Source organism: Pedobacter sp. ASV12, from assembly GCF_016429155.1.
GTDB lineage: Bacteria > Bacteroidota > Bacteroidia > Sphingobacteriales > Sphingobacteriaceae > Pedobacter.
In genome coordinates, this window is the sequence record NZ_JAELUC010000009.1 from 35,228 (window position 1) to 48,527 (window position 13,300).

The following is a 13,300-nucleotide window of genomic DNA, read 5'->3' on the forward strand; positions in this document are numbered from 1 at the left end:
TGTCGAATTACCGTCATCTTTTGGGTCTTGCATTTTTTTGCGCTTTTAAATTTGTCTAATCCGCTAAATTTGTATCGCATCAAAATGTACTAAGCCATGTCGATTACCACCGAAGACGAACTATCAGGGATGAAAAAAGTAAGTGAAGCTGTGGCACTTACCCTCAAAGAAATGCGCAATTATGCCAAACCAGGCATGAGTACCTTGCATTTAGACCAATTCGGTGGCCAAATCTTGCAAAAGATGGGTGCCAATTCTGCGCCTTTCCTTACCTACGGCTTTCCGGGTTTTACCTGCATCAGCGTGAATAATGAAGTGGCCCACGGCATTCCAAGTGCCAAAAAGATTTTGCAGGAGGGGGATTTGGTGAACATTGATGTTTCGGCAGAATTAAATGGCTTTTGGTCAGACAATGGCGGTTCTTTCGTGCTTGGTCAGGATATTCATGGCCACCAACATTTGGTCAATGCCTCTAAACAGATTTTAAGTAAGGCCATCGCCAATATTAAAGGGGGGTTAAAAATAGCTGACCTGGGTTTTCTGATCGAGACCGAAGCCCGAAAATCAGGCTATACCGTTATCAAAAACCTGACGGGCCATGGCATTGGCCGAAGCCTGCACGAATCGCCCAGCGAGATTGCCAATTTTAGGGATCGCTATAACTTGAACCGCTTCAAGAAGAACAGCGTAGTAGCTGTCGAAACCTTTATTTCTACCCAATCAACCATCGCTAACACCCTAGCCGATGGCTGGACCTTGGTAGGCAACAAAGGCGGCTACGTGGCCCAACACGAACATACCATTATCGTAACCGATTCGAAACCCATCATCTTAACAGCGATGAACGAGATTTGGAATTAGTTCTTCTTAAATACGCGATAGCCCCACTACCCATCGTTCAACAAAACAACCGACCTTGGCCAGTGCTGTAGCATTAATTTGACTAAGCACTAACCTTGTAGCGCTGGGCGCAGTCGGCAATTTTTGGTCCTTTTGTTTGCACAAAAGGACTAGGCCATGCCTGTTATGAGGCTAAAATCTCGTATACAAAGCCAATTGTATCACATTATTCATAACGGTATTACTCGCGGCTTTTTGTGTTTGGTTCAAATAGCCTATCTCGGCATCAAATTTTTTCGAGAAACGGTAGCCAGCCGCCAAATAGGCACGGTTCTGATCAAAAAAGCTTCCATTCAGCTTGTCTTTGTTTTGCAGGTTAAAGAAAATTTCGTTCTGCAAAGCTACGAAAGCACCTTTGCTAAAGCCGCCTTCCTGCTTTTGTAAAGGCTGGATGAACCTGAAGAAATAGCGGAAGCGTTGTGAAAAGGTATCGTCAGGGCCATTGGTTTCGATAAAACGTTGCTCTAGCCTGAAACGGTGCATCGCAAAAACCGAGCTGATTTTATGCGTCAGGATATATTGTTGCCAAATGCGATGCTCTAGCAAAGTATTCACTTTATTATCGGTCGTAATCAGGGCATAGCCAGCAGTTACGTTGTTTCTGTCGTTGACGTAATAAGTCAACCCAGGCCTGAACAAAGTGTTTCTTACATAAGCCCAATCGTCGGCCGAACGAACCTGGATATCGAGTGCCAAGCCCCATTTGCTGTTGAATTTGGTAGCATTGAACAAGGCAAACCAGCCCGTATTTTGCTGTACGGTTTGTGCTGACAACTGGCTAAAGCCTAAAGCGCCGAACAGCGCAACGAATAATAGTTTTTTCATCTGTGTATTTGTTTTCCGGTGTAAAAAACGATTGCTCCGCTCCCCTTATTGAGTATTGCAATCGTGGTGTATCTTCATAAAAAAGCCCTAATGCATTGCATTAAGGCTTTGTAAAATTTATAGATCGGCTATACGCCTAATAACAATCTTGCTGGATCTTCTAACAGCTGCTTAACGCGTACCAAGAAGCCTACCGATTCGCGGCCATCGATAATACGGTGGTCGTAAGAAAGCGCTACGTACATCATCGGACGGATAACCACCTCCTTGTTTTCGGCAATAGGACGCTCAATGATGTTGTGCATACCTAAAATGGCCGATTGTGGCGCGTTGATAATGGGTGTAGACATCATCGAGCCGAAAACACCGCCGTTGGTAATGGTAAAGGTACCGCCGGTCATTTCTTCGATGCTCAATTTGCTATCCCTGGCTTTGGTAGCCAATTCGATTACGGTTTTTTCGATTTGCGCCAGGCTCATGCTTTCTGCATTTCTGATTACCGGTACAACCAAGCCTTTCGGAGCAGATACGGCGATAGATACGTCAACAAAATCATTGTAAACGATTTCTTCACCCTCGATACGTGCATTTACTGCCGGGAAGTCTTTCGCAGCCTCGCAAACCGCTTTGGTAAAGAAGCTCATAAAGCCTAGGCCAACACCGTGTTTTTCTTTAAACTGGTCTTTGTATTTGGCTCTCAAATCCATAATCGGTTTCATATTCACCTCGTTAAAAGTGGTTAACATGGCCGTTTCGTTTTTCACAGCAACCAAACGTTTAGCTACAGTTTTGCGCAATGGCGACATTTTTTCCCTGCGCTCGTTTCTTGAACCTGCAACCTGAGGGGCAGGTGCCGTTACCGTAACTGTTGCCTGCTTAACAGGAGCTTTGCCAGCTTCTGCTTTATTCGCATCGTCTTTAGTGATACGGCCATCAACGCCAGTACCTTTAACCGATGCAGGATCAACGCCTTTTTCGGCCAAAATTTTACCTGCAGCAGGAGATGGTGTTCCTGTAGCATAGCTCTCGCCTGATTTTTCGGCAACAGGCGCACTTGCTTTATCTGCAACCGGAGCCTCAGCTTTTGGTTGCTCGCTTGCTGCCGCTGGCTTTGCTGCAGGGGCACCGCCTTCTTCAATTGAACAAACTATCGCACCAATTGGCAAGGTATCGCCTTCGCTAGCTATGATTTTTAAAGTTCCTGCTTTTTCGGCAGTAAGTTCAAACGTGGCCTTATCCGATTCTAATTCGGCAATGATTTCGTCCATTTCAACAAAATCGCCATCATTTTTAACCCAGCGTGATAAAACTACTTCTGTGATCGACTCGCCTACCGGCGGAACTTTGATTTCTAAACCCATGATATTTTTTTGTTTGGCGATTGGCGATTGGTGTTTAAGCGTCTGGTGAACGCTTTACGCTTGTCGCTAAGCGCTTGTCTATGTTTACTATTTTTGTTTGGCGTTTGGCGATAGGCGTCGTGCGTTTAAAAATGCGCAACGCTTAACGCTAAACACTAGTCTATGTTTACTAATTTTTTAGAAGCCTTCGCTACGATTTCTTTTACTTTCTCGGTTACCGGAACATCGAAGGCGGTAGAAACGATGTAGGCCTGTTGGTTGGTGTGCTGTTTGGCATAACCTGTAGCCGTACTGCTGCTTTCTTTTCTCGAAATTACATCAATATGGTTCAAGGCTGTTTTACGTAACCTGCGCAGCAAATATGGCCAAGCGCCCATGTTTTCTGGTTCTTCTTGCACCCAGAATACTTCTTTGGCATTTTTGTAGCGTTTGTAAACGGCTTCCATTTGCTCAACCGGCGTTGGGTAAAGCTGCTCTACGCGCACCAAGGCTACATCGCCTTTGCCATTGGCTTTTTGAGCCTCCAACAAGTCGTAGTAGATTTTGCCACTGCAAAAAACCACACGTTTTACCCCTGCTGGTTTTACGTTTTCATCGTCAATCACCTCTCTGAACTTGCCATTGGTAAAATCGGCCAACGGACTTACACAAAGCGGGTGGCGCAACAAGCTCTTAGGGCTGAATACCACCAATGGCTTACGGAAATCGCGCTTAAACTGACGGCGCAAGGCGTGGAAGAAGTTGGCTGGGGTAGTACAGTTGGTTACCTGCATGTTGTAATCGGCACAAAGCTCCATAAAACGCTCGATACGTGCTGATGAGTGCTCTGGGCCTTGGCCTTCGTAGCCATGTGGCAACAACATGACCAAACCATTCTCACGTTGCCATTTGGTTTCGGCACTGGCCACATATTGATCAACCACAATCTGCGCACCATTAAAGAAATCGCCAAACTGGGCTTCCCAAATGGTTAAGGCATTAGGGTTGGCCATGGCATAACCATATTCAAAACCCAATACGCCATACTCAGACAAGTGCGAGTTGTAGATATCAAATTCGGCTTGTTGATCCGAAATGTTTGAAAGCGGTGTATATTCCTCTTCCGAATCTTCTAGGGTTAATACGGCATGACGGTGAGAGAAGGTTCCTCTTTTCACATCCTGACCACTTAAACGAACTCTTTTGCCTTCGGTTAACAAAGTACCATAAGCCAATTGCTCGCCCATTGCCCAGTCGAACACATGGGTAGTGGTCGCCATTTTTAAACGCTCTTCAAACAATTTCTCGATTTTTTTGAAGAACTTTTTATCTTTCGGCAAGGTAGAAATCCGCTTCGCTACTTCCAGCAAAGTGTTTTTCTTAACCGAAGTATCTGGCGAAACATCGAAATCCTTTGCCGTAGCCAAACGCATGTCGGCCCAAGCCCCACCAAACTTCACATCATGGTAGGTAGAAGTAATTTCTTTGGCTTCGTTTAGGCGTTCCTGCAACAGGCCTTTAAACTCTTTTTCTAATTCTTTGGCCGCTCCAGCTTCCAAGCTACCTTCCTTAATTAGTTGGGCCACATAGATATCGCGTGGGTTGGCGTGGTTCTCGATAGCTTTGTACAGCAACGGCTGGGTGAATTTAGGCTCATCGGCTTCGTTGTGACCAAACCTGCGGTAGCATAAAATATCGATGAATACGTCGTTTCTGTATTTCTGACGATACTCCATGGCCAAATTGATGGCATAAACCAACGCTTCTACATCGTCGCCATTCACGTGGAATACCGGCGACAGCGTTACTTTGGCAATATCGGTACAATAGGTACTTGAACGGGCATCTTTATAGTTGGTGGTAAAACCGATTTGGTTATTGATCACCAAGTGGATGGTTCCTCCGGTTTTGTAGCCTTCTAAACCTGCCATCTGAATCACTTCGTACACAATGCCCTGGCCCGCAACAGAAGCATCGCCATGGATCAATATCGGAGCCAGGCGACTGTTATCGCCGGCATATTTGAAATCGATTTTGGAACGCGACATCCCTTCTACCACACCATTTACGGTTTCCAGGTGCGAAGGATTTGGACACAAACTCAAGTGAACGCTTTTGCCACTGTTGGTACTCACGTCGGTCGAATAGCCCAAGTGGTATTTCACGTCGCCACCAAATGGCGAATCGGCGCTATAGCCTTTGCCTTCAAACTCGGCAAAAATATCTTTATAGGTTTTTTGCATGATATTGGCCAACACGTTCAAACGACCGCGGTGCGCCATACCAATTACAAACTCCTCGATGCCTAAATCGGCGCCTTTTTCAATTACAGAATCCAAAGCCGGAATAAGTGCCTCTGCACCTTCTAGCGAGAAGCGTTTTTGGCCCAGGAATTTGGTACCTAAAAAGTTCTCGAAAATAACGGCTTCGTTTAGTTTTTTAAGTACACGTTTTTTCTCGTCGATAGAAAGCTTTGGCGTATTGCGCTCGGTTTCCATCTTGGTCTCTATCCACTTCAGTATTTCTGGCGTACGAACATATTTGTATTCGGCACCAATAGAACGGCAATATGTCTGCTCTAAAAAGGCCACGATATCGCTCAACTTGGCTGGGCCGATGCCCAACTCGATGCTTGAGTTAAAAACCGTGTCTAAATCTGCCGGAGTTAAGCCAAAATTCTCTATGGCCAAAGTTGGCAGGTGCTTACGTCTTTCCCTTACCGGATTGGTCTTGGTAAACAAGTGTCCACGCTGACGGTAGCCGTTAATGAGGTTTAAAACGTTGATTTCCTTTAAAAAATGTTCGGGGGTTTCGGCACTTACATGGGTGGCACCTGAGCCTCTTCCAAAATCAAAGCCTTCAAAAAATTTCTGCCAGCCAAACTCTACCGAATTCGGGTCTGCGATATAGCTCTGGTATAACGACTCGACATATTCGGCATTGGCGCCATTAAGATAAGATAGATTATCCATTGTGTATTTGTTACGATAAGTATTGCAAAATTAGGATTTTACCTGCTAATAATGACAATAAACTTAACAATAAAATCAAATAAAAACGCTTTTTTGAGGCACTCGCCGGGCTAGGCCCTAACTGCCTGTACATAAGTACTTTTAGGATCAAAAGCCTTTAGCTGCTTTTCGAAGTCGAAACTGCCGGTAAGGCGCTGGTCGTTGCCCACGCCGGCCAGATTTGCCCAATTGCCCCAATTGCTGGCCGGGCAATAGTCGATCAGCTTTTCTTCGAGGTAAGCGGCGCCCATTACCCAATTCACCTTCAGTTCATAAACCAGGTAGGTAGCCACCAGCAAGCGCGAGGCATTATTGATGTAGCCAGTTTGGTTCAGTTCGTGCATGATGGCATCAACCAAGGGATGGCCGGTACTGGCGGTTTTCCAGGAGTGCAGCAACTCGCTATCCGAAAGCGAAATCACCTGGGCATCTTTTTTAAATCCCTCTGGCTTAAAAAAGGTATTACCATATTTCTTGAACATGAAACGGTAGTAATCGCGCCACAACAAACCCAATACCACCTGATTGAAGTAAGGTTTCAAACCATAATTGGCTTCTGCTTCCTTCATTTTCCAATACACTTCCCTTGGCGAAAGGCAGCCTAGCGCCAACCAGGGCGAAAGCCTGGAAACCACTTCGTTCTTTTTGAGCGAAGCATTAGCCAGTGCCATATCTTCGCCGGCATGCAAAAAATCGTACAGGTGTTTAAATGCGGCAGCTTCTCCGCCCTTAAACTCTGCAACCGCCGACAAATCCTGCAGGTCTTCATGCAAAACCAGATCGCTTAACACGGGCATGTTGCCCCAATCGTCGAGCTGGGCAAAAACAATATGCGCCGGCGTTGGAAAACAGGGCTTTACCAAGGCATCGCGCTCCGTTTTCTTCTTAAATTGGGTAAAAACGTCGGGAATATCCTTGATCGGGAAAGGCAAATCTTCCTTGTTGTAAAGCGTATGACCGATAAAATGCTTCAGGTTGACCCTGAGCTTCCACAACAGGTCTTCTACGGCAACCGAAACAGCCGTCTCTTCGCTGGCTACTTCCCTGTGGTGGTAAACTTCGGTAATATGATGTTCGGCAACCAGTTGAGGCAACAATTCTTCGGGTTTTCCCTGCAAAATGAGGATATCACCACCAAATTGTTGAAATGATTGACGTAAGGCTTGTACGCTTTCCAGCAAAAAGCGGGCACGAACGGCGCCAGTTTTGATGCTATGGTAGCGGGTAGGCTCGAAATGGCGGGGGTCGAAACAGTAAACAGGCATGATTTCTTCTGATTTGGCAATGGCTTCTACAAGCATTTCGTTGTCGTGCATGCGTAGATCATTCCTAAACCAAACCAAAATCTTTTTGCTCATATCCGAAGCCATTTTATATCGAGTTGCAAATTGCACAATTTATCGCAATTAGATGGTCAAACATCCTATTTTTTACATACCGATAACACTCCTTGGGCAAGTCGTAAGTCGCTAGCCCATAGCCGTCGGCCTGGGGCTTGGAATCCGTGGTTTTAGGTTTGCTCTTTTCAATTCATCTTGGCCAACGCAATAGGACAATCCATAATAACTAACCAGCTCATGAACCAAATATTGCTATCTTGGCTTCCGAAAAAACAAATCTCCGAAAAGCAAGGTTTAAAGGATATGGCAAAGAACATTTTGATTACCGGCGCTACTGGACTGGTGGGGCGCAAACTGGTGCCGCTTTTGTTGCAACAGGGCCACCGGGTTTCTATACTTTCGAGAAAGCTGCACGACATAAAAGGTGCCCAGGTTTTTCTTTGGGACGTGAAGCAGCAAACCATTGATCTTATGGCTTTTGAAGGGATTGACACGATTGTACACCTAGCCGGAGCAGGAATTGCCGACAAAAAATGGACTGCCGAATACAAGCAGGAAGTGATAGACAGCCGGGTACAATCAACACAGTTGCTTTACCAAAGCATCAAAGCAGCCAATGCACCTGTAAGCAGCTTCATTTCGGCATCAGCCATTGGCTATTACGGCGACAGGGGCGAAGAAATCCTGACTGAAAACAGCGAGCCGGGTACCGGCTTTTTGGCCAACTGTTGTTTACTTTGGGAAGAAGCCGTAAACGAAGGCATAGCCATGGGACTTAGGGTAGTTAAAATAAGGGTTGGCCTCGTGTTAAGCAGGGAAGATGGCGCACTGGCCACCATGGAAAAACCCGTCAGGTATTTTGTAGGCGCGCCTCTGGGCAGCGGCAAGCAATGGATGCCCTGGATACACCTGGACGACATGGCCAATATCTTTGCCAAAGCCGTAAACGACAATGAAATGGCGGGAGCCTACAACGGCTGTTCGCCCGTTCCGGTTACCAATAAGCTATTTACCAAAAGCATTGCCCAGCAATTGGGCCGACCCGTTTGGCCTATTCGTGTACCTGCCTTTGTGCTCAAGGCAGTGCTCGGCGAAATGAGCATCATGCCCCTGATGAGCAGCAATACCTCTGCCCAAAAACTGCTCGATGCCGGCTATAAATTTGCTTACCTTAACCTAGATAGTGCCCTGAATGAAATCTATGCAACAAAATAGCTTCAAAAACCATAATCATGACAACAGCAATTAGCATCTGCTGGCTCAGAAGAGACCTGCGCCTAGAAGATCAGGCTGCGCTCTATCATGCGCTCAAAAGCGGCCATCCGGTACTTTGCCTTTTTATATTCGATCAGCATATCCTTTCGCAGCTCTCCAACAAAGCCGATGCAAGGGTCGATTTCATTTACCAGACTTTGGCGAAACTCAAAGCCAAATTGGAGCAACAAGGCTCTGCCCTATTGGTTAAACACGGAAAAGTAGAACAGGTTTGGCCCGAAATCATAAAAAAATTCAACGTAAAGGCTGTTTATACCAATACCGACTACGAGCCTTATGCCACGCAACGCGATAACGGTCTGGCCGAATACCTGCGTAGCGAAGGAATTGGCTTTTTTAGCTATAAGGATCAGGTTATTTTTGAGAAATCGGAAGTGGTTAAGGCCGATGGGAAGCCTTATACCGTTTTTACGCCTTACTACAAGCAATGGTTGCAGAAACTGGATCGGTTTTACCTGAAGCCCTATCCCACTGCAAAATATTTCGATAAGCTAGCCAAAACCGAACCTTTGCCTTTTCCAGCCTTATCCGAACTCGGATTTGAAGCAAGTGGCCAAGCATTTCCTTCCGTCCACTTCGAAAACAAGCTGGCCGGTTACGATCAATCGCGCGATTTTCCAGCCTTAAACGCCACTACCCACATTGGCCTGCACCTACGTTTTGGCACATTGAGTATTAGGGCCGTCGCACAGGAAGCATTGGCACAGCAAGCACACAAATGGCTCTCTGAACTGGCCTGGCGCGAATTTTACATGATGATTTTGTGGCATTTCCCACATACGGCGAACCATTCTTTTAAACCGGCCTACGACCATATCAAATGGCGCAACAACGAAACCGAATTCAAGGCTTGGTGCGCAGGCAAAACGGGCTATCCCTTGGTAGATGCAGGTATGCGCCAGCTCAACGAAACCGGATTTATGCACAACCGCGTACGGATGGTGGTGGCCAGTTTCCTGTGCAAGCACTTATTGATAGACTGGCGTTGGGGCGAAGCCTATTTTGCCGAAAAGCTGTTAGACTACGACCAGGCCAGCAATGTAGGTGGCTGGCAATGGGCCTGTGGTTCTGGCAATGATGCCGCCCCTTATTTCAGGGTTTTTAATCCCGAGTTGCAGCTCAAAAAATTCGACCCAAAACTAGAATATGTGTACCGATGGGCACCCGAATACCGATCGGCTTTGGCACCTGTGCCTGTTGTTAAACACGAGCTGGCCAGAGATCGTGCCTTAAAAGCCTACAAATTGGCCCTCAACGAAAAAGCCAGTTAAAAACTGGCTTTCTATTAATTTGTTACCCCCGTAATCTCGATATCGAAATCGAGGGCGGAGTTTGGCGGTACAATATAACTTCCCGTAGTTTGGTTTCTGCTTCCTGTCGCCCCGTAAGCCAAATCAGAAGGCACAAAAAATCTGATCTTGGTGCCTTGCTTTAAGCCAACCAAGGTTTTTTGCCAACCAGGGATAAGGAGGTTGAGTTGCGATGTTAAACCATTATTTTGGTCGAAGATGGTTCCATTGAGCAACCTGCCTGTATAATTAACGGTAATGGTTGAAGCCGTGCTCGAAATGGCATCGCCAGTACCTACAAAATTCATGATGGTGTAAACCCTTGATGGATTTTTAACAGCCGTCAGGCCTTTCGCCGTCAGGAAGTTATTGATGTTTTGATCATCGATTTCCCATATTTTGCCATAAGGCGATACTGTAATCTCAGACAAGATGACTTCATTAGACGGAACCGTTGCGGTGCCATTTTTGCCATAGGCCAAATAAGAAGGCAATATCACCCTTACCTTGCCACCCCGGTTAACACCGGTTAGGGCAATGCGGTAGGCTTCCGGACTAAGATAGCCCAAATAAGTGCCCTCAGTGCTATAAGTTGCGGTGTTATAATAGCTTGTTCCGCTCAGAGACTTAATAGCCAAGCTGTAAAAAACCGAATCCTTGTTCAACAAAGGCGCACCAGTTCCCTGATTAAGTACCTGATAATAAAATCCAGCCGGATCTTTGGTCATGGTAAGGTTATTCTGTTTGATATAAGCCTGAATTTTGGCCTCGTCAATACTTTGGATGGTTTCATATTCTTTTTTACAAGAATTGAACAGCAGCAAGAGGCCTAATAAAGCGATTGCCGGAAAGATAAGTTTTTTACGCATGAGCATATTTATTGTGCGCTGATTAAGTCGATGGTAAAGTCTAAAACCGCATTTTCGGGAATACCCGGACCTGGCGATTGGTTTTTATAGGCCAAGGTAGAAGGCACGATCAACCTGATTCTGCCCCCCTTTTGGATCAGTGGAATGCCGATTTGCCAACCTTGGATCAGTCTGCCCAAAACAAAAGTTACTGCGCTTGAGGATTTGTCGAAAACATTTCCGTTCAGCAATCTTCCTTCGTAGTTAACCACTACCGCGGTTGAAGAGTTAAAACTCACGTCTCCGCTTCCCGGGGTAATAATCTGGTAATAGATTCCCGAACTGTGTTTGATGGCGGCAATACCGTTTTTAGCTATGAAATCTGCAATGAGGCCGTCGTCTATCTTTGCTTGTTTCTCTGCATTGTAACTGTCTTTTTTACAAGATGCAAAGGTTGCTACGATTAAAAAGAAACCTAAAAATAACCTGGTTTTAAACATAATTGCACAAAAATAAGCTTTTATTGCCTATGGCGCAATTTTTAACCAATTTTAACACTTGCCAGCAGTGGAGGGTTAAAGGCAAAAGGCTGAAAGATGGAAAGCGCAGGGCTTGTTCAAAATAAAAAGATTTAGGATGAAATAACCCTAAACCTTCTACTTTTTTACCTTCAACCTTAAAAACAGTATTTGTTGGCTTCGATCAGTTGCAATGCTACGTTTTGACGGGCTTGTTTTACGTTAAACGGCTCCATTTTGGTAAACCTGCGCAAACCAACCAGCATCATGCGCAGTTCGTCGCCTTCGGCAAAAGCCCAAAGCGCTTCCTTGCCTGCTTTCTGCACGCCGTCAACCGCTTCTACAAAATAGATGCGCATCATATCTAACTGACCCTTGCAGGCTTCTTCGCCACGTAGGCTAACTAATTTCTCCGTCCTGAGCATAGCCGATTCCGCTACGTACACATAGCTGGCCATGTCGGCGATATTCATTAAAATTTCCTGCTCTTTTGAAAGGCTCATCATCAACTTTTGCACCGCAGCGCCAGCCACCATCAAAGTTGCTTTTTTCAGGTTCTGGATAATTTTCTTTTCTGCAGCGAACAAGGTGGTGTCTTCTTCTCCAAAATCGGGGATAGACAGCAGCTCGTTGGCCACGGCAGTTGCCGGTGTCATCAGGTCCAGTTCGCCCTTCATCGCCCTTTTCAGCATCATGTCAACGGTGAGCAAACGATTAATTTCGTTGGTACCTTCAAAAATACGGTTGATACGTGCATCGCGATACGACCTGTCCATCGGTGCATCGGCCGAGAAGCCCATGCCACCATAAATCTGTACACCTTCGTCGGTTACATAATCCAGTACTTCAGAGCCCCATACTTTCAAAATGGCGCACTCTACTGCAAACTGTTCTGTTGATTTGAGTTTGGCTTTTCCTGCCTCCATGCCACCCGCAACCAAGGCATCGTAAGCATCGTCTATGTTTTGTCCGGCCCTGTAGTTTGCCGATTCTACCGCATAGATTTTGGTGGCCATTTCGGCCAGTTTATAACGGATTGCTCCATATTTGGAGATAGGCCTGTCGAATTGCACACGTTCGTTTGCATAGTTAACGGCCTGGTTCACCACTTCTTTAGAGCCACCAATCGCGGCAGCGGCCAACTTGATCCGGCCAATGTTCAGGATGTTTACGGCAATCTTAAAACCATTTTCCCTTTCCGACAGCATATTCTCTACCGGTACCGGACAGTCGTTAAAGAATACCTGGCGGGTCGACGAACCTTTGATACCCATCTTGTGTTCTTCGGGGTTCATGGTTATGCCGCCAAATTCCTTCTCTACAATAAATGCAGTTAGGTTCTTATCGTCATCTATTTTGGCAAAAACGATGAAGATGTCTGCAAAACCACCATTGGTAATCCACATTTTTTGTCCGTTGATGATGTAGTGCTTGCCATCGGCCGATAATTTGGCTTTGGTTTTGCCCGAGTTGGCATCAGAGCCCGAATTGGGTTCGGTTAAGCAGTAAGAGGCCTTCCACTCGCCAGTTCCCAATTTGGGAATGTATTTGGCTTTTTGGGCTTCATTGCCATAGTAAAGAATAGGCAAGGTGCCGATACCCGTATGGGCCGATAGCGCCACGGCAAACGAATGGCCTGCGCCGCAAACATCGGCCACCAGCATTGATGTGTTGAAATTTTTTCCGAAACCGCCGTATTCTTCCGGAATGGACACACCCAAAATACCGAGTTCGCCAGCCTTGTCCATCAGCGACGGCATGAGGCCTTCTTCCTGGCTGTCGATCCTGTCTAATATGGGGTTAACTTCGGCCGCCAGAAAATCGCGGCAGGTTTGCGCAATCATCTGTTGCTCTTCATCAAATTCTTCAGGAATGAATACATCCTGGTATTGGGTTGTTGCAATTAGGAATTCACCGCCTTTTATTGTTTTTTCCATGTTAGTATTGTGTATTG

At 46.0% G+C, this 13,300-nt stretch carries 10 protein-coding genes; 3 read left to right on the top strand and 7 right to left on the bottom strand.

What is annotated here, in order from left to right; genetic code table 11:
* Positions 1 to 96 precede the first annotated feature (96 nt).
* The gene (map, locus tag JHD69_RS04525) at positions 97 to 861 is read left to right on the top strand and encodes a type I methionyl aminopeptidase (protein ID WP_199137801.1); all 765 of its coding nucleotides are present in this window, start codon (positions 97 to 99) and stop codon (positions 859 to 861) included.
* 171 nt (positions 862 to 1,032) lie between these two features.
* Here map and JHD69_RS04530 read toward each other — a convergent pair whose 3' ends face one another.
* From JHD69_RS04530 to JHD69_RS04545, 4 genes are all read right to left on the bottom strand, one after another.
* Positions 1,033 to 1,725 carry a DUF2490 domain-containing protein gene (locus tag JHD69_RS04530; RefSeq protein WP_199137803.1) on the bottom strand — a complete coding sequence of 231 codons (693 nt, stop codon included), beginning with the start codon at positions 1,723 to 1,725 and terminating at the stop codon, positions 1,033 to 1,035.
* 128 nt (positions 1,726 to 1,853) lie between these two features.
* Positions 1,854 to 3,086 carry a 2-oxoglutarate dehydrogenase complex dihydrolipoyllysine-residue succinyltransferase gene (odhB, locus tag JHD69_RS04535; RefSeq protein WP_199137804.1) on the bottom strand — a complete coding sequence of 411 codons (1,233 nt, stop codon included), beginning with the start codon at positions 3,084 to 3,086 and terminating at the stop codon, positions 1,854 to 1,856.
* A 155-nt stretch (positions 3,087 to 3,241) separates the two neighbouring features.
* Entirely contained in the window at positions 3,242 to 6,037 is a 2,796-nt protein-coding gene (locus JHD69_RS04540; protein ID WP_199137805.1) for a 2-oxoglutarate dehydrogenase E1 component, read from the bottom strand.
* Between the two features lie 110 nt (positions 6,038 to 6,147).
* A complete protein-coding gene (locus tag JHD69_RS04545) occupies positions 6,148 to 7,434 on the bottom strand; it encodes a DASH family cryptochrome (protein ID WP_199137806.1) in 1,287 nt (428 codons plus the stop codon).
* A 285-nt stretch (positions 7,435 to 7,719) separates the two neighbouring features.
* On the opposite strand from JHD69_RS04545, the gene JHD69_RS04550 reads away from it, so the two are divergent.
* Together JHD69_RS04550 and JHD69_RS04555 are read left to right on the top strand one after the other, a co-directional pair.
* Complete coding sequence (locus tag JHD69_RS04550) at positions 7,720 to 8,631, top strand: TIGR01777 family oxidoreductase (protein ID WP_199137807.1); 912 nt, start codon at positions 7,720 to 7,722, stop codon at positions 8,629 to 8,631.
* Positions 8,632 to 8,648: 17 nt separating this feature from the next.
* Positions 8,649 to 9,962, top strand: a complete 1,314-nt coding sequence (locus JHD69_RS04555) for a cryptochrome/photolyase family protein (RefSeq protein WP_199137808.1) — start codon at positions 8,649 to 8,651, stop codon at positions 9,960 to 9,962.
* Positions 9,963 to 9,976: 14 nt separating this feature from the next.
* Here the strand turns inward: JHD69_RS04555 and JHD69_RS04560 are convergent, their stop codons facing one another.
* The 3 genes from JHD69_RS04560 to JHD69_RS04570 all read right to left on the bottom strand — a co-directional run bounded on the left by JHD69_RS04560 (position 9,977) and on the right by JHD69_RS04570 (position 13,283).
* Positions 9,977 to 10,849: an FKBP-type peptidyl-prolyl cis-trans isomerase gene (locus tag JHD69_RS04560; protein ID WP_199137809.1), complete on the bottom strand. Its 873-nt coding sequence runs from the start codon at positions 10,847 to 10,849 to the stop codon at positions 9,977 to 9,979.
* Between the two features lie 8 nt (positions 10,850 to 10,857).
* Positions 10,858 to 11,328 (bottom strand): FKBP-type peptidyl-prolyl cis-trans isomerase, encoded by a 471-nt coding sequence (locus tag JHD69_RS04565; protein ID WP_199137811.1) that lies wholly within the window; start codon positions 11,326 to 11,328, stop codon positions 10,858 to 10,860.
* 176 nt (positions 11,329 to 11,504) lie between these two features.
* Positions 11,505 to 13,283: an acyl-CoA dehydrogenase family protein gene (locus JHD69_RS04570; RefSeq protein WP_199137812.1), complete on the bottom strand. Its 1,779-nt coding sequence runs from the start codon at positions 13,281 to 13,283 to the stop codon at positions 11,505 to 11,507.
* Positions 13,284 to 13,300: the final 17 nt, after the last annotated feature.